Source organism: Gryllotalpicola koreensis (genome assembly GCF_039538185.1).
GTDB classification, from domain to species: domain Bacteria; phylum Actinomycetota; class Actinomycetes; order Actinomycetales; family Microbacteriaceae; genus Gryllotalpicola; species Gryllotalpicola koreensis.
Genome location: NZ_BAABBW010000003.1, coordinates 62,050 through 83,962, shown reverse-complemented (window position 1 = coordinate 83,962; position 21,913 = coordinate 62,050). Strand labels below are relative to the sequence as shown.

Below are 21,913 nucleotides of genomic sequence, written 5' to 3'. Positions count from 1 at the left end.
CACATGCAGTTCGCGTCCAACCCTGCCGGCGGGCCCGCCCACCGCGTCGGGGAAGCGGTCGTGACCCTGAGCGACCAGAGCGGGAACCCGCTCGCCGACACCGAGGTCGTCGTCGCACAGACCCGGCATGCGTTCGGGTTCGGGAACATCGGCTTCGACGTTATCCGGGTTGCGAACGGCGAAGGCGTCCCAGGGGATGCCGAGCTCGCCGACCTCTACGCAGAGCTCTTCAACTGGGCGACGCTGCCGTTCTACTGGGGCCGCTTCGAGCCGCGCGAGGGCGAGCCCGACACCGCGCGGCTGCGCGCCGCCGCCGGGTACCTGCGCGCTCGCGGCGTGGCGCTCAAGGGGCATCCGCTCGTCTGGCACACCGTGCAGCCCGACTGGCTGCTCGGCCGCCCGCTCGACGAGGTGGAGCGGCTGCAGCGCGCCCGCATCCGCCGCGAGGTGAGCGACTTCGCCGGCCTGATCGACACGTGGGACGCGATCAACGAGGTCGTCATCATGCCCGTCTTCGACAACGGCGACAACGCGATCACGCCGCTCGCCCGCGCGAAGGGCCGCATCGCGATGATCCGCATGGCATTCGAGGAGGCGCGGGCGGCGAACCCGCATGCGACGCTGCTGCTCAACGACTTCGATCTGTCCAGCGCGTACGAGTGCCTCATCGAAGGGGTGCTCGAGGCAGGCATCCGTATCGATGCCATCGGCCTTCAGACCCACATGCACCAGGGCTACTGGGGCGAGGAGACGATGCTCGCCATGGTCGACCGCTTCGCGCGCTACGGGCTGCCGCTGCACCTCACCGAGACCTCGCTGGTCTCCGGCCACCTGATGCCGCCGGAGATCCGCGACCTCAACGACTATCAGATCCCCTCGTGGCCCTCGACGGAGGAGGGCGAGGCCCGCCAGGCGGACGAGCTCGTGCGGCATTACCGCTCGCTCGTCGGGCATCCCCAGGTCGAGGCGATCACCTATTGGGGCATGACGGATGCCGGGGCCTGGCTCGGCGCGCCCATCGGGCTCCTGCGCGCGGACGGCTCGAAGAAGCCGGGGTACGACGCGCTGCACGCGCTCATCAAGGGCGAGTGGTGGCTGCCCGAGACGACGGTGCGCACCGACGCCGACGGACGTCTCGGCCTGCGCGGATTCGCAGGGGACTACGAGCTGAGCCCCGGTGGAAGTTCGGCTCGATCCGCGATATGTTTATCGCAACAACAAAATCAAACTGTCCACCTCACCATGGAAGTTGAAGGGCACGCATCATGACTCTCACCCCTACCCGCGAGGACAAGTTCTCGTTCGGCCTGTGGACCGTGAACTACAACGGCACCGACCCGTTCGGCGGCCCGACGCGCGGCCACCTGGAGATCGAGCACGTGGTCGAGAAACTCGCCGAGCTCGGCGCCTACGGCCTCACGTTCCACGACGACGACCTCTTCCCGTTCGGCTCGAGCGACGCTGAGCGCGACTCCTACATCGAGCGCCTCAAGAAGGTGCTCGCCGACACCGGCCTCATCGTGCCGATGGTCACGACCAACACCTTCTCGGCCCCCGTGTTCAAGGACGGCGGAGTCACCTCGAACGACCGCGCCGTGCGCCGCTACACGATCCGCAAGATCCTGCGCCAGCTCGAGCTCGGCGTCGAGCTCGGCGCGAAGACCTTCGTCATGTGGGGCGGCCGCGAGGGCGCGGAGTACGACGGCGCCAAGAACATCCAGGCCGCGCTCGCGCGCTACAAGGAGGCCGTGGACTTCCTCGGCGACTACGTGCTCTCGCAGGGCTGGGACATCAAGTTCGCGATCGAGCCGAAGCCGAACGAGCCCCGCGGCGACATCCTGCTGCCGACGCTCGGCCACGCGATCGCGTTCATCGACTCGCTCGAGCACCCCGAGCTCGTCGGCCTCAACCCCGAGGTCGGCCACGAGACCATGGCCGGCCTGAACTTCACCTCGGGAGTCGCCCAGGCGCTGTACCACGGCAAGCTCTTCCACATCGATCTGAACGGCCAGCGCTCGATCAAGTACGACCAGGACCTGGCCTTCGGCCACGGCGACCTGCACAACGCGTTCGCGCTGGTCGACCTGCTCGAGAACGGCGGCGTGGGCGGCGGCCAGGCCTACACCGGCCCCCGCCACTTCGACTACAAGCCGAGCCGCACCGAGGACGAGACCGGCGTGTGGGACTCGGCCAAGGCCAACATGCAGACCTACCTGCTGCTCAAGGAGCGCGCCGCGGCCTTCCGCGCCGACCCCGAGGTGCAGGAGGCGCTCGAGGCCGCCAAGGTCTTCGAGCTCGAGAAGAACACCCTCAACGAGGGCGAGACCATCGAGTCGCTCAAGGCCGACCGCACCGCGTGGGAGGACTTCGACACCGACGCCTACCTCGGCGGCAAGGGCTTCGGCTTCGTCCGCATCCAGCAGCTGGCCACCGAGCACCTGCTCGGCGCGCGCTAAGCACCTCACACCCACGCCGGTCGAGTAGCGCCGCAGGCGCGTATCGAGACCCTTCCCACTGCGAGAAGGCTCTCGATACGCCCGGCGCCGCCGGGCTGCTCGACCAGCGGTGAAGTTCTGAAAGGCTTCCCCCATGACCCTCGTCGCCGGCGTCGACTCGTCGACGCAGTCCTGCAAGGTCGTGATCCGCGACCTCGAGACCGGTGCGCTCGTGCGCAGCGGTCGCGCCGCGCACCCCGACGGCACCGAGGTCGATCCGGCCGCGTGGTGGTCCGCGCTGAACGAGGCGATCGCGGCCGCGGGCGGACTCGGCGACGTCGCCTCGATCTCGATCGCGGGGCAGCAGCACGGCATGGTCGTGCTCGACGCCGACGGCCGCGTCATCCGCGACGCCCTGCTGTGGAACGACACCCGCTCGGCCGGTGCAGCCGCCGCGCTGACCGAGGAGATCGGGGCGGATGCCTACGCCGCGCGCGCCGGCCTCGTGCCGGTCGCCTCGTTCACCGCGACCAAGCTGCGCTGGCTGGCCGACAACGAGCCCGAGAACGCAGCCCGCGTCGCCGCCGTCGCACTGCCGCACGACTGGCTGACCTGGCGCCTGCTCGGCTACGGCCCAGAGAGCGAGTCCGAGCTCGGGCCGCAACTGGACAAGCTCGTGACCGACCGCTCCGACGCCTCAGGCACCGCGTACTGGTCGCCGTTCACCGACGACTACGACCTCGAGCTGCTCGAGCGGGCGCTCGGCCGCCGCGATGTGGTGCTGCCGCGCGTGCTCGGCCCGGGCGAGGCCGCGGGGAAGACTCCGGCGGGCGTGCTCGTGGGCCCCGGCGCCGGCGACAATGCGGGGGCCGCCCTGGGCCTCGGCGCGGCCTCAGGTGACGTCGTCGTCTCGCTCGGCACCTCAGGAACCGTGTTCGCGGTCGCCGACCAGCCGAGCGCCGACCCGAGCGGCACGGTCGCCGGCTTCGCCGACGCCTCCGGGCACTTCCTGCCCATCGTCGTGACCCTGAACGCCGCGCGCGTGCTCGTCTCGACCTCGAAGCTGCTCGGGGTCGACTTCGACGAGCTCGCCGCGCTGGCGCTGGCCGCCGAGCCTGGCAGCGGCGGCGTCGTGCTCGTGCCGTACTTCGAGGGCGAGCGCACCCCCAACCTGCCCGAGGCGAAGGCCTCGCTGCATGGGCTGTCGATCGCGTCGACGACGCGCGAGAACCTCGCGCGCGCCTCGATCGAGGGCATGCTCTCGGGCCTCGGCGCCGGGCTCGACGCGGTGCGCGGCGTCGGTGTCGAGGTCGGTCGCGTGCTGCTCATCGGCGGCGCCGCGCAGAACCCGGCGGTGCAGACGGTCGCGGCGCAGGTGTTCGACGCTCCGGTCGTCATCCCCGAGCCGGGCGAGTACGTCGCCGACGGCGGCGCGGTGCAGGCCGCCTGGGCACTCACCGGCGAGCGCCCCTCGTGGGCGGTCTCGATGGCGGCATCCCCCGCCCCCGATTTCCGGCCGGAGATCGCCGCGCAGTACCACCGCTACGCGGACGAGCTGCTGAAGTAACGGTTTCGTAAACGAGATATCCTCAGGTGTTCCACACCTGGGGATATCTTGCATTAAGCACCCGAACGGGGGTCAGCGGGCGCCGGCGAGCGCTGCGCCCGCGGCGCGCGCCCAGCGGGCGGGCTCGGCGAGCGCGGCATCCGTCGATCCCGCCAGGTCCGTGAGGGAGGCGGAGGCGGAGAACGCGTCGACGGATGCCTGGATCGCGCCCGCCACGAGCGCCGTCGGCACCCCTGCGGCGCGCGCGAGCGCGGCGACCTGCGTCGGGGCCTTGCCCGCCTCGGACTGCCCGTCGAAGCGGCCCTCCCCCGTGATGACGAGGTCGGCGCCGGCGATCGTGTCGGCGAGCTGCAGCGCCTCGGCGACGGCGGGCGCCCCCGGCGACAGGGTCGCGCCCCAGGCGAGCAGGCCGAAGGCGACGCCGCCCGCGGCGCCCGCCCCCGGTGTCTCCGCAAGCCGCGCGCCGTCGGGGACCACGGCGGCGAGCGATGCGAGGTTCCCCTCGAGCGCGCGCACCGCGGCATCCGATGATGCGCCCTTCTGCGGTCCGAACACGGCGGCCGCCCCGCGTGGCCCGAGCAGCGGGTTGTCGACATCGGTGAGCACGACGGCGCCGGCGGCCGGCAGCGGCACGGCCCCGTCGAAGGAGACGCGGGCGACCTTCCCCGCGCCGAGATTGCCGTACGGCACCGGGGCGCCTGCGGCATCCGTCAGCCGCGCCCCCATCGCGGTCAGCGCGCCGACCCCGCCGTCTGTCGACGCACTGCCGCCGACCGCGATCAGCAGCCGCGAGACGCCGAGCGTGAGCGCGGCCCTGATCGCCTGGCCGAGTCCGAAGGTGTGCGCGTCGAAGGGGCGCAGCCCCGAGCGCATCAGGGTGAGCCCGCTCGTCGCGGCGAGCTCGACGACGCCGGTGCCGCCGGGCAGGCCCGGCGTCGGCGGCAGGCGCAGCCAGCGGGCGAGCACGGGCTGATCATCGGGGCCGACGGCCATCACCGGCTCGCGGCGGGCGCCGGGAACGGCGGCCTCGAAGGCGTCGAGGCTGCCCTCGCCGCCGTCGGCCATGGGGGCGAGCGCGATGTCGTCGCCGGGCCGCACCGAGAGCCAGCCGTCGCGGATCGCCTCCGCAGCCTCGCGGGCGGTCAGGGAGCCCTTGAACGAGTCGGGGGCAATGACAAGACGCACGCAACCAGTCTGCCGCGCCCCGGGGCTCAGCCGGACTCAGGTCCGAGCTGAACACACCCGAGGGGTGCGTCGGGGTCGCCTGCGCCGCGAGTGCGCAGCCCGAACGCACCCCTCGGGGGCGCTGCGCGGGCGGCTACCGGAACGTGCCCGCCGCGACCGACCCCTCGAGCGTGCGCTGGAAGATGACGTATACGACGAGCACCGGCACGACCGTCATGACCACCCCGGCGAACAGCGCGCCGAAGTCCACGGCGTAGCCCGCCTGCGAGGCGAACGACGCCATGCCCTGGGTGAGCACGTACCTGCTCTGGTCGGTGTTCAGCGCGACCGGCAGCAGGAACTGGTTCCACAGGCCGAGGAAGTTGAAGATCGCGACGGATGCCAGCCCGGGGCGCGCCATCGGCAGCATCACCTGGAAGAAGGCGCGCCAGTCCCCCGCCCCGTCGATGAGCGCCGCCTCGTAGATGTCGTCGGGCAGCTGCTTGAAGAAGGAGTACAGGAAGAACACCGTGAACGGCAGCGCGAACGCCACATAGGTGAGGATCAGGCCGGGCAGCGTGTTGAGCAGCCCGGAGTTCCGCAGGATGAAGAACAGCGGCACGATCGCGAGGAACACCGGGAAGGTGAGGCCCGCGAGCATCGCGTAGTAGATGACGCGGTTGCCGGGGAACGAGAACCGCGCCAGCACATAGGCGCACATCGCGCCGAGCAGCATCACGATGATGAGGGCGAAGCCGACGACGATGACCGTGTTGAGGAAGAAGCGGCCGATGCCGGCGCTCGTCCAGGCGTTCACGTAGTTCTGGAACTGCCAGTGGGAGGGCAGCGAGAACGGCGACGCCAAGATCTCCTTCGTCGTCTTGAATGACGAGAGGAACACCCACAGGAACGGCACGACGACGATGATCGCCCACACCACGAGCAGGACGTGGGAGACGGATGCCACCGCCGCGTCGCCCCGGTTCGCACGGCGAGTGCTGAGGCGCAGTCGCGTCGTGACGGCGCCTTCGGTGGAGGTGGCGGCGGTCATACTCGTGCTCCGGGGATCGGGCCGCCTGCGGCGGCGGAGGGCGCAGCGGGCGCGGGGGTGGTCCTCGTCGCGCGGCGGGAGTCGTCGCCTCCCCCCGTGAGCCGGTTCACCGTGAACACGAGCGCCGCGAACAGCAGGGTGACGGCGGCGAGCACGACCCCCATCGCGGTCGCGTAACCGAACTGCCCCTTGCGGAAGGCGACGGTGAACAGCTCCTGGCTCATGGTGAGCGTCGAGTTGTTCGGCCCGCCGCCGGAGTTCAGGGCCTGCATGTAGACGAAGGCGTCGAGCGCCGCGATGCCGAGGTAGATATACGCCGTCTGCACGTTGTCGCGGATCATCGGGATGGTGATCGAGATCGCCGTGCGGAAGCGGCCGGCGCCGTCGATGCGGGCGGCCTCGAGCAGCTCGGCGGGCACGCCCTTGATCGCGGCGACGAACAGCACGGTGTAGAAGCCGATGAAGCTCCAGATGATGACCCACATCGAGGCGGGCATCGCCGTCGCGACCTCGCCGAGCCACGCGAAGTTCTCGAACCCGCTCAGGCCGATTCCGGTGAGGAATCCGTTCAGCAATCCGGCGGCGGGGTCGTAGACCTGCGCCCAGATGAGGCCGATCACGATCGCGGGCACGCAGTAGGGGAAGAACGAGATCACGCGGTAGAAGCCGGCGCCGCGGATGCCGCGGATCGTGCCCCTGCTCGGACCGCCGACCGTGACGACGATCGCGATGGCGAGCGCGAGCACGATCGTGACGAAGGGCACGACAAGGGCGAGCAGGGCGTTGTTGCGCAGCGCTTTGAGGAACGTCGTGTCCTGGAACAGCTTCACGAAGTTCGCGAAGCCGACGAAGTTCATGTTGGGCGAGAAGCCGGTCCAGTCGGTCATCGAGTAGTACAGCGCCTGCACGAACGGCGAGACCACGAAGATCACGAAGATCGCCAGAGGCAGGATGAGGAAGACCAGCATGAAGCTGATCCGATTCCAGCTCGGCCGAGGCCGGCGACGTCGGGCGGCCGCGGGTGCGCCGCCCGACGTCGTCGAGGTGCTCGTCATGCTCAGCTCGTCACCTTGAGCTTGGTGACCGAGGAGTCGGCGGCGACCTTGTCGCTGATGTCCTGCATGCCCTTGGTGAGGCCTGCGGTATCGGTCTGGCCGGACAGGAAGGAGTTCCAGACCACGAGCTGGTCCTGGTTCATGCCGTAGTAGTCGAGGAACTGGTAGTTGAAGACGTTGTCGCCTGCCGCATCCAGCATCTTGGTCTGCGACACGAGCGCGGTCGAGCCGAAGCCGTCGTCGGGCACGAGGCCCTTCACGATCGTCGGCGCGAGCCGGGTCTTCGAGAAGTTGGTCGCGGCCTCCTTCGAGAGCATCGCACGCAACAGCTCCTTGCCGCCGGCCGGGCTCTTGCCCTCCTTCGGCACGATGTACGGCTCGCCTGCTGCCGAGCGCAGCGCCTCATAGGGCAGCTTCGAGCTCGACGTGACGGTCGGCGTGGGCGCGCCGGTCATCTTGAAGCCGTCCTTGGTGGCCTTCTTCATCTCGTTCTCGATCCAGCCGCCCGAGGGGTAGAGGATCGCCTGCTCGTCGTTGCTCCACTTGGCCTGCGCCGCCGTGAACTGCGTGCCCGCGCCGCCCGGCACGAAGTAGCCGTTCTTCACCGCAGTCTCGAGCGCCTTGAAGACGCTCTGGATCTCGGGAGCCGACCACGCCTTGGGCTTCAGGTTCTCGAGGTCGAGGCGCACCTGGTCGCCGCCTTCCTTGATCGCCGAGTCGAGCGCCATGGTGAGGTAGTAGGTGGCGGCCTCCTTGCCCCAGACGAACAGGTACTTGCCGGCGGCCTTCGCCTTGGCGCCGAGGTCGAGCGCCTCGTCCCACGTCTTCGGCGGGGTCCAGCCGTTCTCCTCGTAGAGCGACGCCGAGTACCACATGCCGTAGACGGTCATGACGTAGTTGATCGCGACGAACTTGCCCGAGAAGGTGCCGGGCACTTTGACGGCCGGGTAGAGCGTGTCGGCGATCTTCGTGCCCTCGTAGTTGTCCGCCTCGAAGACGTCGTCGAGGGTCGAGAGCTGATCGAGGATCGTGTTGAAGCCGATGTTGCCCGCACCGGAGTTGTCGATCAGGTCCGGCGGGTTGCCGCCGACGAAGCGCGGCTGCAGCTGCTGCGCGATCTGCGTCGACGGGCTCACCTTGAACGTCGCCTTCGGGAACTGCTTCTTGGCCTGCTGCGCGGCGAACGACACGTAGTCGTAGCCGTAGCCGCCGTTGAAGATCACGGCCTCGACCGTGGCCGTGTCGGCGAGGCCGAACGGATTCTTCGCGCTCTTGCTTCCGGACTTGCTGCTGTTGTCACCGCCGCCGCTCGGTGCGGCGCAGGACGCAAGCGCGCCTGCCAGCGGCAGGAACACCGTGGTGGCCAGTGCGCCGCGGACGAAGGTGCGGCGGTTCAGACGGCCTGGTTCTTCAGACATCATTGCCTGCCTTTCACTCGTGATCAGGGGTTGATGGGTGTGCGTGGGTGGTGCGTTGCGTGGTGCGATCTGAGGTCATGCGAGGTGGCCGATCCGGTCGCCGTAGCGGTCCTGCAGGGCGCGGTTGTGCACGTCGCCCTCCGGGATGTTGGCCGAGATGAACAGGGGCGGCACCTCGCCGGCCGCCTGGACGCGCTCGGCGGCGCCGATGGTGAGCAGTTGCGCAATGAACGCAGCGGTGATCGACGACACGGCTCCGACGCCGAGCCCGCCGGGCAGCTCGAGGGTGGTGTCGCCGTAGGGGGCCAGGTTGTCGATGACGACGTCGGCGACCTCGGAGAGACGCTTGCCGCTCGGATGCTTCGGCGTCACGGCGTTCGTGTGCGCGAGGCTTGTCACGGCGATCACGGCGTGCCCCTCGGCCTTCGCCTTGAGCGCGAGCCCCACGATGGAGCCGTTCACCCCAGAGTTCGAGGCGATCAGGAAGACGTCGGCCGGCTGGAAGTCGTAGAGCGACCACAGGTCGTCGACCACGCTGTCGTCGCGCTCCAGCAGCCCGCCGTGCAGCACCTCCAGCGGTCGCTTCCCGAGCAGCACGAGGTCGCGCAGGGCCAGCGAGTGCGTCGGGATCAGGCCGCCCGCGCGCCCTGCGATCTCCATCGCGAAGGCCTGCGAGTGCCCGGTGCCGAAGGCCTGCAGCACTCCCCCGTTCTGCAGTGAGCCGGCGAGCAGCTCGATCGCCGCGTCGAGCGCTCCGGCGCGCGCGGACTCGGTGAGCGCGTCGATGCGCGAGGTCGCCTGCCGCTGGAAGTCGGCGAAGAGGTCGGTGGCGAGATCGGTCATGAAGCAGTGCGTCCTTTCGCTGCGGTGCGTCCGCTGCCGCGCAGCGAGCGCCGGTGAGGTGCCACGGCCGCGGCGGATGCCGCGAGCTTCGCGGTCGTCCGCGAGAAATCCTGCTGGGCGACCAGCAGGTAGAGCAGGTCGATCGCGAGCAGCTGCGCGTGCTTGGCGGACAGGTCGTCCGGCTGCAGGTAGGCGTCGGCGGCGAAGGCGGTCAGGTGATAGTCGGCGACGGATGCCAGGGGCGAATCCGGGTTGCCCGTGATCGCCACCGCGAGAGCCCCGGTCGAGCGGGCGAGCGAGAGCATCTCGAGCGTTTCGCCGGTGCGGCCCGTGTTCGAGATGCCGATCGCCACGGTGCCTGGGCCCTGGATGGCGGCGCTCGTGAGACCCTCGTGCACCTCGCTCCACATGTGGGCGTTGAGCCCGATGCGGTAGAGCCGCGCCTGCAGCTCGGCGGCGAGCACCGCGCTGCCGCCGATGCCGTAGATGTCGACGTGGTCGCTGCGCGCGATGGCGGCCGCCGCCCGCTCGGCGGCCTCGCGGTCGAGCCGCGCCGCGGTCGTCTGGAGCGCCGAGGTGTGCGAGCTGACGAGGGCGTTCAGCACCTCGACCACGCTGTCGGCGGGGTCGAAGGCGCGGCCGATGTCGGACTGCCAGGTCTCGGCGCTGGAGCGCCCCAGGTCGGCGGCCGCGCCGACGCGCAGCGGCGGGTAGCCCGCGTAGCCGATCAGCCGGCAGAAGCGGGTGACGGTGGCGGGCGAGGTGCCGGCCTGCTGGGCGAGCTCGGTGATCGAGAGCTCGAGCGGGGCGGCGGGGTTCTCGAGCAGCAGGGCGCCGATCTTCGCCATGGCGGCAGACATCTCCGGCAGCGCGGCTTGGATTCGGCTGCTCACGCCGAATCCGTCCGTGCTGTGCTTCGATGGTGCCGCGGTCTCGGTCACCGGAGAGTTCCTGTCATTGAAAATCCATGTCAGCTTCGGGATATTGGCATGAAAACTATTCGCAGACGTGTTACGGCGGCAATCACGAAAATGTCACGAGTGGGTAACAGATGACGATCCACCTCGCCGTCGACGCGGGCGGCACGAGCACGCGCTGCGTCGTCGTCGACGAGTCGGGCGGATGCCTCGGCTACGGCCGCGCCGCGAGCGGCAACCCCATCTCGGCCGGCGCCGCGCTGGCCGCCCGCTCGGTGGCCGAGGCAGCCGAGACCGCGCTGCGACAGGCCCACGCGGCGGCGGGGTCGACCGCCGCCGACGTCGGAAGCGTGCTGCTCGCGATGGCGGGCGCCAGCGCGCTGTCGGGCACCGAACTGTTCGCGGCCGGGCTCGCGCCGCTCGGCGTGCGGGCACGGTTCGCGTTCGCGCCCGACCTGCTCGCGACCTTCTGCTCGGGCACCTGGCGGCCCGACGGCTATGCCCTCGTCGCCGGCACCGGCGCGACCGCCGTGCGCGTGGAAGGCGGCGAGGTCGCCCGTACCGCGGATGGGCTCGGCTGGCTGCTCGGCGACGACGGCTCGGGGTTCTGGGTCGGCCATCGCGTCGCGCGGGCCGTCGCGGCCGATCTCGACCGGCGTGGCCCGCGCACCGCGCTGACCGCCGCGCTGCTCGCCGAGCTCGGCCTGCGCGACGACGGCGCCCTGCACCAGGGTCGGCCGGCGGTGCTGCAGAGGCTGATCGAGCTGCTCTACGCCGGGCGCCCCGTCGAGCTGTCCCGCTTCGCGCAGCTCGCGTTCGCCGCCGCGGGCGATGCCGTCGCCGACGGCATCGTGCGGGATGCTGCCGACGCCCTCCTGCACGCCCTCGAGGCCGTCGCCGACCCCGCGGTCATGGGTCCTGTCGTGCTCGGCGGCGGCACACTGGTTCGACACGAGGCTCTTGTGGCGCGCATCGCGGCGCCCGAGGTGCACCGGGTCGAGGACGGGGCGGTCGGCGCCGCGGTGATCGCGCTGCAGCAGGCATCCGTCACCGTCGACGAGTCGGTCTTCGCCCGCATCGTGCGCACGCTCAGCGCCCTGCGCTGACCGGCCACCGGTGGTCGAGTAACCGCGCAGCGGCGTATCGAGACCCTTCCTCGCCGCAAAGGGGTCTCGATACGGCGACTTCGTCGCCTACTCGACCACCGGGGGCGGGGCGGTCAGGGAAGAGACGGCGCCACCGTCGCCTCGAACGCGGCAGCGGCGCGGGCCGCGACCTCGGCGTACGGGGCGTCCCAGATCTCCTGCCGGAAGATCTCGACCTCGATGTCACCGTCGTAGCCGGCATCCGTCACCATCCGCGTGATCGCGGCGAAGTCGATGTGCCCGTCACCCATGTACCCGCGCGACAGCAAGGAGTCGGCTGACAGCGGCGTCATCCAGTCGCACACCTGAAAGCTCGCGATGCGGCCGGATGCCCCGGCCCGCGCGAGCTGCGCGGGCAGCTGCGGGTCCCACCAGACGTGATAGGTGTCGACGACGACGCCGATCTCGGGGCCGACGAGCTCGGCGAGGTCGAGGGCCTGCCCCAGCGTCGAGACGACGCCGCGGTCGGCGGCGAAGATGGGGTGCATCGGCTCGATCGCGAGGGTCACCCCCGCCGCGCGGGCGACGGGCGCGAGCTCGGCGATCGCCTCCGCCGCGCGCGAGCGCGCCCCGACGAGGTCGCGATCGCCCTCCGGCAGGCCGCCGGCGACGAGCACAAGCACCGCGCGCGATCCGGGCGCCCCGGCCGCGGCGAGCGCGGCCGTCTCGTCGATCGCGCGGCGGTTGTCGTCGAGCACGGCCTGGCGCGCGGCTCCGGGCGGCGCCGTGAAGAATCCCGCGCGGCAGAGCGAGGAGAGGCGCAGCCCGGATGCCGTGACGAGCTCCACCGCCCGCGCGAGCCCGACCTCGGCGACGGGCTCCCGCCAGGCGCCGAACGAGGCGTAGCCGGCGGCCCGGGCGACGTCGAGCGCCTCGGCGAGCGAGGCGTACTTGATGGTCGCCTGGTTCAGGCTGAGCCTCTGGTGAGGGGGCCGCGGGTGCGCGCTCACAGCAGCACGACCCTCGGCACCTCGACGCCCGAGACCGAAAGGAACGCGTTCCACCGCGCGGCCGCGAGCTCGGGGTCCTCGAGCGCGCCAGCCGCGTTCGCGAGCCGCACGATCTCGGAGAGGTGCGGCAGCGAGCGCGCCGCGTGCAGGCCGCCGACGAGCTGGAAGCCGGGCTGGTGGCCGTTCAGCCAGGACATGAAGGCGACGCCGGTCTTGTAGTAGAACGTGGGCGCGGCGAACACCTGCCGCGACAGTTCCTCGCTCGGCCCGAGCACCGCGAAGTAGCCGTCGCGGTCGCCCGCGTCGAGCCGCTGGATGGCGGCGGACGCGAGCGGCGCGAGCGGCGCGAAGGCGCCGAGCAGGGCGTCGGAGTACTGCCCCGGCTGCTCGGATCCGTCGCCGCCGATGAGCCCGACGTAGTTGAAGTCGTCGCCCGTGAACATGCGCGCCGTCTTCGGCAGCCGCGCGCGCACCGCGATCTCCGCGCCGGCATCGAGCAGGCTCATCTTGACGCCGGCGACCTTCTCGGGGTTCGCCGCGATGACATCGATGAGAACGGATGCCGCAGCCGAGGCATCCGTGCTCTGCCCACTCCGTCCGGCGAAATACCCCCTCAGCACCGGGTCGAACGCCTCGCCCAGCCAGTGCAGCACGACGGGCGCCTGCGCCCGCTCGAGCACGCGATCATAGACGCGGCGGTAGTCGTCGGCTCTCTGGGCGGCTCGTGCGAGGTGTCGGGAGGCCATCAGCACGACCCCGGCGCCCTGCTCTTCGGCGAACGCGAGCTGCTCGAGGTAGGCGGCCGTGACCTCCTCGAGCGAGATGTGCTCGGCCTCGACGTGGTCGGTGTTGACTCCGACGACGAGCGCGCCGCCCACCGAGCGCGACTCGGCAGCGCTGCGCGCGATCAGCTCGCGCGTCGCGGCGGGGTCGAGGCCCATGTTGCGCTGCGCGGTGTCCATCGCATCGGCGACGCCGAGTCCCCACGACCAGACGTGATGGCGGAAGGCGAGGGTCGCGTCCCAGTCGAGGTCGGCGGGCCGGCCCGGCGTGTTGTCGGCGTGGATCTTGGGCACCACGTGGGCCGCCGCGTAGGCGATGCGGGAGCGCAGCGGCACGGCCGGCTTCGTGAGCGCAGGCGCCGCGCGCAGCTCCTGACGGGTGACGGCGCCATCGGGCGCCAACAGGATCAGATCGCTCATACCGTCACCTCGGGCAGGTCGACGCGGGCGCCCGTGGCCGCGGACTCGAGCCCCTTCTCGGCGAGCAGCACGCCTCGGGCGCCTGCGAGGAAGTCGTAGGGGTTCGGGGCGTCCTCGGCGACGTGGCGCAGGAACTCCTCCCACTGCACCTTGAAGCCGTTCTCGAACTCCTGCGTGATCGGGACTTCGTGCCAGTCGGCGGCATAGTCGTGCTGGTCGGGGACGTCGGGGTTCCAGGTCGGGCGGGGCGTCGCCGAGCGGTGTTGCACCTTGCAGCCGAACAGCCCGGCGACCGCCGATCCTTCGGTGCCGTCGACCTGCAACTCGAGCAGCTCGTCGCGGTTGACCCTCACGTCCCACGAGGAGTTGAACTCGGCGACCACTCCGCCCGCCAGGCCGAAGATCGCGTAGGCCGCGTCGTCGGCGGTGGCGGCATACGGCCGGCCGCGCTCGTCCCAGCGGGTGGGAACGTGCGTCGCGGTCTGGGCGTAGACGGATTCCACGCGGCCGAACAGGTTCTCGAGCACGTAGTTCCAGTGCGGGAACATGTCCAGCACGATGCCGCCGCCGTCCTCGGCGCGGTAGTTCCACGAGGGGCGCTGGGCGGGCACGCCGTCGCCCGGGAACACCCAGTACCCGAACTCGCCGCGCACCGAGAGGATGCGCCCGAAGAATCCGTCGTCGATCAGGCGCTTCAGCTTGCGCAGACCCGGCAGGTAGAGCTTGTCGTGCACGACGCCGTTCTTGACGCCGGCCGCCTTCGCGAGCCGGGCGAGCTCGAGCGCTTCCTCGAAAGTCGCGGCGGTGGGCTTCTCGGTGTAGACCGCCTTGCCCGCGGCGATGGCCTTCGTGATCGCGGGCACGCGAGCCTCGGTGACGAGGAAGTCGGCGTACACGTCCCACCGCGGGTCGGCGAGTGCCTCGTCGAGGTCGGTCGTCCAGTCCGCGATGCCGTGCCGCGCGGCGATGTCGCGCAGCTTGTCCTCATGGCGGCCGACGAGGATCGGCACGAGCTGCACCCGGCGCCCGTCGGAGAGCGTGACGCCGCCCTGCTCCCGGATCGCGAGGATCGACCGCACCAGATGCTGCCGGTACCCCATGCGCCCCGAGACGCCGTTCATGATGATGCCGATCGTCGACTCAGCCGACATGAGATGACCTCCTGGGAAAGCGTTTACCAAAACGCTAGCACCGACTATAGGCTGGCCGTCATGACTGAGTCGACGCCGCCCGTGGTGCTCGCGGCGATGAGCCGCGCAACCTTCGAGAACCAGTACGGCGGGCCGCGCCTCGCCCGGCTGCGCACCCTCGCGTTCCTCGACGATCCGGTCGTCGTCGACGACCTCGACGACCCGGCGCTGACCGAGCGGCTCGCCCGGGTCGAGGTGCTGCTCACCGGCTGGGGCGCGCCCCTTCTGACCGCGGAGCGGCTCGAGCGGATGCCGCGGCTGCGAGCCCTGATCCACAGCGCCGGCAGCATCCGCCCCTTCGTGACGGAGGAGTTCTGGCGCCGCGGCATCCTCGCCTCCACCGTCGCGGACGCCAACGCGATCCCCGTCGCCGAGTTCACCCTCGCGGCCGTCATCATGGCGGGCAAGCGCGCCCCGTTCCTCGCCGCCCAGCTGCGCGCTGATCCCGAGAGCTGGGGCGCCTCAACCCGCTTCGGCGAGCTCGGCAACCGGGGGCGCACGATCGGGGTCGTGGGGTTCTCGCGGATCGGCCGCCGCGTCGTGACAGCGCTGCAGCAGCTCGAGGAGACGACGGTGCTCGTCGCGGACCCCTACGCAGACCCCGCCGAGGTGCAGGCGGCCGGGGGCCGGCTCGTGACCCTCGACGAGCTGCTGCCCGCCGTCGACGTGCTCTCGCTGCACGCGCCGGCGCTGCCGGAGACGGCGAAGATGATCGGCGCCGCGCAGCTCGCCGCCCTGCCGGATCACACGACGGTGATCAACACGGCGCGCGGCAGCCTCGTGGACACGGCGGCGCTCGAGCGCGAGTGCGCGTCGGGGCGGCTGAACGCGATCCTCGACGTCACCGAGCCGGAGCCGCTGCCCGCGGCATCCGTTCTCCACACCCTGCCCAACGTGTTCCTCACCCCGCATGTCGCGGGCTCGCTCGGCAACGAGCTGAGCCGCATGGCCGACGCCGCCCTCGACGAGCTCGAGCGGTACGCGCAGGGCTCGCCGCTCGCCTTCACGGTCTCGAGCGAGGCGTTCGAGGTCAGCGCGTGAGCGGTCGGCTCTGCGCGGCTCAGCGCAGCGCGGGCGTGCTCGCGCGCACGACGACCTCGGCCGGCAGCCGCACGAGCGACGGCGCAGCGGCGCGCCGCACGAGCAGCTCGACGGCGGTCGTACCGCCCTGCTCGAGCGGCAGCCGCACCGTCGTGAGCCCCGGTGACACGTCGCGCAGGGTCTCGATGTCGTCGAAACCCGCGACCGCGACGTCGCGGCCCGGCTCGAGACCGGCGTCGCGCAGCCGCGCCATCGCACCGACCGCCATCACGTCGTTGACGGCGAAGACGAGGTCCGGCCGCTCGCCGTCCTGATCGAGCAGCCGACCCATCGCCTCGTAGCCCCCGTCGCGAGTGAACGCGCTGTGCACGGCCTCGAGGGAGGGCGACGGATGCCCCGCCGCGGCGTATCCCTCGATGAATCCCTGGGTCCGTTCGCGGGAGGTCAGCAGCTCCTCGGGCCCGGCGAGCACGACGGCCCGGCGATAGCCCGCGTCGGCGAGGCGCCGCGCGAGCGCGCCCGCGCCCTCGATGTTGTCGAACGCGATCGTGTCGAAGGGCAGCCCGGCCTGCGAGACCAGCACGACATGTCCGCCCTCTGCCTCGAAGTCGCGCAGCTGGGAGGTGAGCCGCGACGTCAGCTCGGCATCCGCCACCCGGCTGCCGACGAGCACGATGCCGCTCGGCCGCTGCGCCCGCAGCGCGCTGACCAGCCTCACCTCGCGCTCGGGGTCGCGGCCGGACACGCCGATGGTGGCGACCAGGCCCTCGGCATCCGTCGCCGTGATGATGCCACCCGCGATCTGCGAGAAGTAGGGGTCCGTGATGTCGGCCACGATGATGCCGACCGTTGTGGTGCGCCCGCGGGCGACGGCCTGCGCCTGCAGGTTCGGGACGTAGCCCAAAGCTTCGGCCGCGGTGAGCACGCGCGCGCGGTACTCGTCGTTGACCTTGCGCGTGCTGCCGTTCAGCGTGCGGGATGCGGTCGCAAGCGAGACGCCGGCCTCGCGCGCGACGTCATGCAGGGTCGCGGGCGGCCGCCGGGTGTCCTCGCGAGCCATCCTGTCTCCCCTTCCCGCTCTGCAAGAAAGATATCGTCGCGCTGCTGCGCCCTCTGGTAAGCGCTTCCCTGCATCTTCTCGTCCATGACCAGCACTCCCGGCTCACTCGCGGGCGGCATCGCCCGCACCCGGAGCGGGTAGAACACCCCGTTTGTCACCCGTTCGCGGGGGTGCCGGCCGGGCCTTCTCGGTGGCACGATCTCGCACCGAGGGGAAGGGAATCCGGAAGGCTCCCTGCAATGTCGAACACCACCGTGGCGGAACGCGCAGACGCGGCATCCGTCGCCATCAATGTCGCCAACACGCAACTGCTGCTGCGCGCCCTGGGCGAGTCCCAGGCGGGCCTGCTTCAGCTGCTGCTTGCGAAAGGACTGATCAGTGCAACCGACCTGGTGCGGTTCGGGCTGTCGTGACGGTCAGCTGATCTTGGCGCGCTTGGCGATGCCCTGCACGAACGACGCCTGGCCTGCGTGCTGCCAGTCGTCGCCGATGATCGAGACGAGCCGCACGCCGAGGGTCACGGGCGGGTCCCACGACGTGTCGACGACCCGGTCGAGGTCCTCACCGCTCAGCGTCGCGAGGTAGGCGACGGTGGCATCGTGCACCGCGTCGTGATAGCCGAGCAGCAGCTCGGGCGCGGCCACGACCGCCGCGACCTCGGTCGAGGTGTGGCCGTAGCCGGTCGAGTTCCGCGGCAGCGGCAGGTCGAAGCGATCGGCCCATTCGCTGAGCCACAGCTCCTCGGCGCCGGCGACGTCGGCCACCTGCGCGTCCTGCCCGCGGGTGAGGTGCCAGACCAGCCAGGCGATCGTGTTCGCCTCGGGGTCGATGCGGTAGCCGAGCAGCTCGGCGCTCGCCCCTTCCACCACCCGATGGACGATCTGCTGGATCCGGTCGAAGGCATCGATCAACAGCTCGCGTTGCTCCATGCCTCGACGCTACGCGCGCAGGATTCCTCAGGCCAGGGTCTTCGCGAAGAAGTCGGTGACCTTCTGCCACGAGTCGGTCGCGGCCGCCTCGTTGTAGGCGTGCGCGTTGGTGTCGTTGAAGAACGCATGGCCGGTGCCCGGGTAGACGGTCGCCTCGAAGTCGACGCCCGCCTCAGACATCCGCTGCTCCACCTCGGGCAGTCCGGTGATGAGCCGCTCGTCCTGCTCGCCATAGAAGGCGCGCACGGGGCAGGCGAAGCCGTCGTACTCCGTGCCCTGCGGCGGCGCGCCGTAGAACGGCGCCGCGGCGCGCACGCGGTCGTCTGCCGCGGCGAGCGCGAACGAGTAGGTGCCGCCGAAGCAGAAGCCCGTGACCACGACACGACCGGAGACCCCTTGCTGCGCCTCGAGCCAGTCGACGACCTGCTTGAGCGCGCTGACCGCCCACGAGCCGTACTCGGGCTCGTTGACGGGCGCCATCTTCTCGCGCATGAGCGGCTGCATGCGGGTGCGCTCTGCCTCGTCGGGGCTCTCGCGCAGACGCAGCAGCTCATTGCCGACCTCGGGGGTGATGCCCGCATGGCTGAGGATGTCGGGGGCGACCGTGACGTATCCCTGCGCGGCGAAGCGATCGGCGATGTCCTTGATGTGGTCGACGAGGCCCCAGATCTCCTCGATGACGATCACCCCGCCGCGCACCTCGCCGGTCGGCCGCGAGACATAGCCGGTGAATCCGTCGAACTCGATCGCGTTGCCCTTGAGCATGTGCCCTCTTCCCAGTCGCTGACAGGGCTCGAGCCACATCGGCGGCGCCCATGAGGTCACGATACCTGCGCAGATCCCGCGGCCATTGCCCGCGAAGCGCGCCTCAGGGCGAGCTCATAACCGGCCGTCTGTGAGCTCATAGACGATGGCCGACCAGTGGTCCTCGATCTGGTCCCAGGCCCCGACGCCCTGGTACGCCAAGCTGTATCTCTCGTGCAAGAGCGGCCCGAGGACGTCCAGAACGTCGGGGACGAACGGTGTCTCCGGCGGGAATCCGAGCCCGAAGCTGTCGATGATCGAGTCGTCGGCGGCGCGCAGCCACACACCCCACCCGCGCTCGATCGGCATGGCGACGACGCGGAAGACGTGCGCGGGTTCATAACCGTCAGGAAGCAGCTCGTGGTCGCTCATCCCGCCACGGTAGAACAGCTCGTCGAGTCTGAGCAGCCTCGGCTACCCCAGCCGGCCGAGCGCCTCGAGGACGTCCGCGACGAGGTCGTCGACGCTCTCGATGCCGACCGACAGCCGCACGATGTTCTCCGGCACCGCGAGCGGCGTGCCCTTCACCGAGGCGTGGGTCATCTCGCTCGGATAGCCGATGAGCGACTCGACCCCGCCGAGCGACTCGGCGAGCTGGAAGACGCGGGTCGATTCTGCGAAGCGGCGGGCGGATGCCTCACCGCCGGCGAGCGCCACCGAGAGCATCCCGCCGAAGCCCGACATCTGCCGCGCCGCGAGCTCGTGCCCCGGGTGCGAGGCGAGCCCCGGGTAGTACACCCGCTCGACGCGGGCGTGCCCGTCGAGCGCTTCGGCGACGGCCTGCGCGTTGGCGGAGTGCTGTCGCATGCGCAGCTCGAGCGTCTTGATGCCACGGCTCGTGAGGAACGCGTCGAGCGGCGACGAGACCGCCCCGACCGCGAACTGCTGGAAGGCGATCGCCTCGCCCACCTCGTCCTGTCCGGGTGCTACGACGACCGCCCCGCCGATCACATCCGAGTGGCCGCCGAGGTACTTCGTCGTCGAGTGCACCACGATGTCGGCCCCGAGCGCGATCGGCTGCTGCAGCGCGGGGGACGCGAAGGTGTTGTCCACCACGGCGAGCGCGCCGGCCTCGTGTGCGAGCTGGGCGAGCGCCGCGATGTCGCTGATCTTCATGAGCGGGTTGCTCGGCGTCTCGACCCAGAGCAGGCGGGTGTTCTCGGTGGCGAGCGCCTCGCGGGCGGCATCCGTGTCGCTCAGGTCGACGGTCGTGAGCCGCACTCCCCAGGCGCCGAACACGCGGCTGATCAGCCGATGCGTGCCGCCGTACGCGTCATTGCCGAGCACGACGTGGTCGCCGGGCTTCAGCGTCGCGCGCAGCACGGCGTCCTCGGCGGCGAGGCCAGAGGCGAACGACAGCGCCCCCGCGCCGCCCTCGAGCGCGGCGAGCTGCGTCTGCAGCGCATCCCGTGTCGGGTTGCCGCCACGGCCGTACTCGTAGCCGTTCCGCAGGCCGCCGATGCCGTCCTGCACGAACGTCGAGGTGAGGTACACGGGCGGGATGATCGCGCCCGTGGTCGGATCGAACTCCTGCCCCGCGTGAATGGCCCTGGTGGCGAATCCGTCAGTCATCTGTCTCTCTTTCACTTGCTCAGGAACGTCAGCAGATCGGCGCGTGTCAGCACCGTCACCGGAGCCCCGCCATCGGTGATGAGCAGGGCGGATGCCTCGGCCAGCCGCTCTCGGGCCGCCGCCACCGACTCGCTGATGCCGATGAGCGGCAGGGGCGCCGCGACGACCTTCGCGACCTCGTCGCCGAGCGCCGCCGCCCCGGTGAACACCTGCTCGAGCAGGGTGGCCTCGTCGAGCGCCCCGGCGACCTCGCCGATCACGACGGGCGGCTCGGCCGAGAGCACGGGCAGCTGCGAGACGCCGTACTTCTCCATGATCTCGATCGCGTCGTGCACGGTGTCCTGCGGGTGCGCGTGCACGAGCGCGGGCAGCTCCCCCGACTTGCTCGCGATGATGTCGCGGACGGTGTGCTCCGCCGCCGGATCGCTGAAGCCGTATGACCGCAGCCAGCGGTCGTTGAAGATCTTGCCGAGGTAGCCGCGGCCGCCGTCGGGCAGCAGCACCACGACGGTGTCGTCAGGCCCGAGGGTCGCGGCGACCCGCAGCGCGGCCACGACGGCCATGCCGCTCGAGCCGCCGACGAGCAGCGCCTCCTCGCGGGCGAGGCGGCGGGTCATCTCGAACGCCTCGCGGTCGCTGACGGCGATGACCTCGTCGGGAATGCTCGGGTCGTAAGCGGGCGGCCAGATGTCCTCGCCGACACCCTCGACGAGGTACGGCCGGCCGGTGCCGCCGGAGTACACCGACCCGACGGGGTCGGCGCCGACGATGCGCACGCGCCCTTCCGAGACATCCTTGAGGTACCGCCCGGTGCCCGTGATCGTGCCACCCGTGCCCACTCCTGCGACGAAGTGGGTGACGGTTCCGTCGGTGTCGCGCCAGATCTCGGGGCCGGTCGATTCGTAGTGGCTCCTCGGCCCGTTCGGGTTCGCGTACTGATTCGGCTTGAACGCCCCGGGGATCTCGGCGGCGAGCCGGTCGCTGACCGAGTAGTACGAGTCGGGGTCGTCGGCCGCGACCGAGGTCGGGGTCACCACGACCTCGGCGCCATAGGCGGTGAGCACCGCCCGCTTGTCCTCCCCGACCTTGTCGGGCACGACGAACACGCAGCGGTAGCCGCGCTGCTGCGCGACGAGCGCCAACCCGACGCCGGTGTTGCCGCTGGTCGGCTCGACGATAGTGCCGCCGGGCTTCAGGAGCCCATCGCGCTCGGCGGCGTCGATGATCCGCTCCGCGATACGGTCCTTGGCTGAGCCACCCGGATTGAAGTACTCGACCTTGGCGAGCACGGTGGCGGGGATTCCTGCGGTCACCTTTGTGAGGCGGACGAGCGGCGTGTCCCCGATGAGGTCGACGATGTGATTCGCGATACGCACGACCGGCCAGCCTAGGCGGGGTGCCTGGGCGCGGCAATCGGTGTTACGACGCGGCGGTTACACGCTCCCGCCGATTGCCCGCCGCAGCCCCGCGAATCCACCACGGAAGTCCCGCTGATTCACCATCGGGAGACGGCTAATCCACCATCAGAAGTCGGCTAATCCACCACGGCGACGATCTCAGCACGCGCCTC

At 70.8% G+C, this 21,913-nt stretch carries 21 protein-coding genes; 6 read left to right on the top strand and 15 right to left on the bottom strand.

The genetic code is table 11. The features are described from left to right. The first annotated feature begins 3 nt into the window (after positions 1–3). The 3 genes from ABD708_RS08985 (at position 4) to xylB (ending at position 4,002) form a co-directional block, all read left to right on the top strand. Positions 4–1,269, top strand: a complete 1,266-nt coding sequence (locus ABD708_RS08985; protein WP_344753549.1) for an endo-1,4-beta-xylanase — start codon at positions 4–6, stop codon at positions 1,267–1,269. Beyond that, complete coding sequence (gene xylA, locus ABD708_RS08980) at positions 1,266–2,456, top strand: xylose isomerase (RefSeq protein ID WP_344753548.1); 1,191 nt, start codon at positions 1,266–1,268, stop codon at positions 2,454–2,456. The genes ABD708_RS08985 and xylA overlap by 4 nt, the downstream gene beginning before the upstream one ends. Positions 2,457–2,589: 133 nt before the next feature. Beyond that, complete coding sequence (xylB, locus tag ABD708_RS08975; protein WP_344753547.1) at positions 2,590–4,002, top strand: xylulokinase; 1,413 nt, start codon at positions 2,590–2,592, stop codon at positions 4,000–4,002. A 72-nt stretch (positions 4,003–4,074) separates the two neighbouring features. On the opposite strand, the gene ABD708_RS08970 is transcribed toward xylB, so the two are convergent. The 6 genes from ABD708_RS08970 to ABD708_RS08945 form a co-directional block, all read right to left on the bottom strand. After that, positions 4,075–5,187: a glycerate kinase gene (locus ABD708_RS08970; RefSeq protein ID WP_344753546.1), complete on the bottom strand. Its 1,113-nt coding sequence runs from the start codon at positions 5,185–5,187 to the stop codon at positions 4,075–4,077. 133 nt (positions 5,188–5,320) lie between these two features. Beyond that, entirely contained in the window at positions 5,321–6,217 is an 897-nt protein-coding gene (locus ABD708_RS08965) for a carbohydrate ABC transporter permease (RefSeq protein ID WP_344753545.1), read from the bottom strand. Then, positions 6,214–7,272, bottom strand: a complete 1,059-nt coding sequence (locus tag ABD708_RS08960) for a carbohydrate ABC transporter permease (protein ID WP_344753544.1) — start codon at positions 7,270–7,272, stop codon at positions 6,214–6,216. Before ABD708_RS08960 ends, ABD708_RS08965 begins: the two co-directional genes overlap by 4 nt. A 2-nt stretch (positions 7,273–7,274) precedes the next feature. Continuing rightward, positions 7,275–8,690 (bottom strand): N-acetylglucosamine/diacetylchitobiose ABC transporter substrate-binding protein, encoded by a 1,416-nt coding sequence (gene ngcE / locus ABD708_RS08955; RefSeq protein ID WP_344753543.1) that lies wholly within the window; start codon positions 8,688–8,690, stop codon positions 7,275–7,277. Between the two features lie 75 nt (positions 8,691–8,765). Further along, the gene (locus tag ABD708_RS08950; protein ID WP_344753542.1) at positions 8,766–9,533 is read right to left on the bottom strand and encodes a sugar isomerase domain-containing protein; all 768 of its coding nucleotides are present in this window, start codon (positions 9,531–9,533) and stop codon (positions 8,766–8,768) included. Then, positions 9,530–10,474 (bottom strand): MurR/RpiR family transcriptional regulator, encoded by a 945-nt coding sequence (locus tag ABD708_RS08945; protein ID WP_344753540.1) that lies wholly within the window; start codon positions 10,472–10,474, stop codon positions 9,530–9,532. The genes ABD708_RS08950 and ABD708_RS08945 overlap by 4 nt, the downstream gene beginning before the upstream one ends. Before the next feature lie 110 nt (positions 10,475–10,584). Here ABD708_RS08945 and ABD708_RS08940 point away from each other — a divergent pair, with 110 nt between their 5' ends. Continuing rightward, positions 10,585–11,556: an N-acetylglucosamine kinase gene (locus ABD708_RS08940; protein WP_344753538.1), complete on the top strand. Its 972-nt coding sequence runs from the start codon at positions 10,585–10,587 to the stop codon at positions 11,554–11,556. A gap of 113 nt (positions 11,557–11,669) precedes the next feature. On the opposite strand, the gene ABD708_RS08935 is transcribed toward ABD708_RS08940, so the two are convergent. The 3 genes from ABD708_RS08935 to ABD708_RS08925 are packed head-to-tail and all read right to left on the bottom strand — an operon-like array spanning position 11,670 to position 14,898. Further along, positions 11,670–12,545 carry a sugar phosphate isomerase/epimerase family protein gene (locus tag ABD708_RS08935; protein WP_344753536.1) on the bottom strand — a complete coding sequence of 292 codons (876 nt, stop codon included), beginning with the start codon at positions 12,543–12,545 and terminating at the stop codon, positions 11,670–11,672. Then, positions 12,542–13,747, bottom strand: a complete 1,206-nt coding sequence (locus ABD708_RS08930) for a dihydrodipicolinate synthase family protein (RefSeq protein ID WP_344753534.1) — start codon at positions 13,745–13,747, stop codon at positions 12,542–12,544. Before ABD708_RS08930 ends, ABD708_RS08935 begins: the two co-directional genes overlap by 4 nt. Further along, entirely contained in the window at positions 13,744–14,898 is a 1,155-nt protein-coding gene (locus tag ABD708_RS08925) for a Gfo/Idh/MocA family protein (protein ID WP_344753532.1), read from the bottom strand. The genes ABD708_RS08930 and ABD708_RS08925 overlap by 4 nt, the downstream gene beginning before the upstream one ends. A 60-nt stretch (positions 14,899–14,958) precedes the next feature. Between ABD708_RS08925 and ABD708_RS08920 the strand changes: the two genes are divergently transcribed. After that, positions 14,959–15,978, top strand: coding sequence for a hydroxyacid dehydrogenase (locus tag ABD708_RS08920; RefSeq protein ID WP_344753530.1), 1,020 nt, complete (start codon positions 14,959–14,961; stop codon positions 15,976–15,978). A 19-nt stretch (positions 15,979–15,997) separates the two neighbouring features. Here ABD708_RS08920 and ABD708_RS08915 read toward each other — a convergent pair whose 3' ends face one another. Continuing rightward, a complete protein-coding gene (locus ABD708_RS08915) occupies positions 15,998–17,038 on the bottom strand; it encodes a LacI family DNA-binding transcriptional regulator (RefSeq protein ID WP_344753528.1) in 1,041 nt (346 codons plus the stop codon). A gap of 239 nt (positions 17,039–17,277) precedes the next feature. On the opposite strand from ABD708_RS08915, the gene ABD708_RS08910 reads away from it, so the two are divergent. Continuing rightward, entirely contained in the window at positions 17,278–17,451 is a 174-nt protein-coding gene (locus tag ABD708_RS08910) for a hypothetical protein (RefSeq protein ID WP_344753526.1), read from the top strand. Positions 17,452–17,454: 3 nt separating this feature from the next. Here the strand turns inward: ABD708_RS08910 and ABD708_RS08905 are convergent, their stop codons facing one another. The 5 genes from ABD708_RS08905 to ABD708_RS08885 all read right to left on the bottom strand — a co-directional run bounded on the left by ABD708_RS08905 (position 17,455) and on the right by ABD708_RS08885 (position 21,719). Further along, the gene (locus tag ABD708_RS08905) at positions 17,455–17,967 is read right to left on the bottom strand and encodes a mycothiol transferase (RefSeq protein WP_344753524.1); all 513 of its coding nucleotides are present in this window, start codon (positions 17,965–17,967) and stop codon (positions 17,455–17,457) included. 27 nt (positions 17,968–17,994) lie between these two features. Beyond that, complete coding sequence (locus ABD708_RS08900) at positions 17,995–18,732, bottom strand: dienelactone hydrolase family protein (protein ID WP_344753522.1); 738 nt, start codon at positions 18,730–18,732, stop codon at positions 17,995–17,997. A gap of 114 nt (positions 18,733–18,846) precedes the next feature. Beyond that, positions 18,847–19,143, bottom strand: coding sequence for a hypothetical protein (locus ABD708_RS08895; RefSeq protein ID WP_344753520.1), 297 nt, complete (start codon positions 19,141–19,143; stop codon positions 18,847–18,849). A gap of 42 nt (positions 19,144–19,185) precedes the next feature. Further along, positions 19,186–20,343: a cystathionine gamma-synthase gene (locus tag ABD708_RS08890; RefSeq protein ID WP_344753518.1), complete on the bottom strand. Its 1,158-nt coding sequence runs from the start codon at positions 20,341–20,343 to the stop codon at positions 19,186–19,188. Between the two features lie 11 nt (positions 20,344–20,354). Then, positions 20,355–21,719 carry a cystathionine beta-synthase gene (locus ABD708_RS08885; protein ID WP_344753516.1) on the bottom strand — a complete coding sequence of 455 codons (1,365 nt, stop codon included), beginning with the start codon at positions 21,717–21,719 and terminating at the stop codon, positions 20,355–20,357. Positions 21,720–21,913 lie beyond the last annotated feature (194 nt).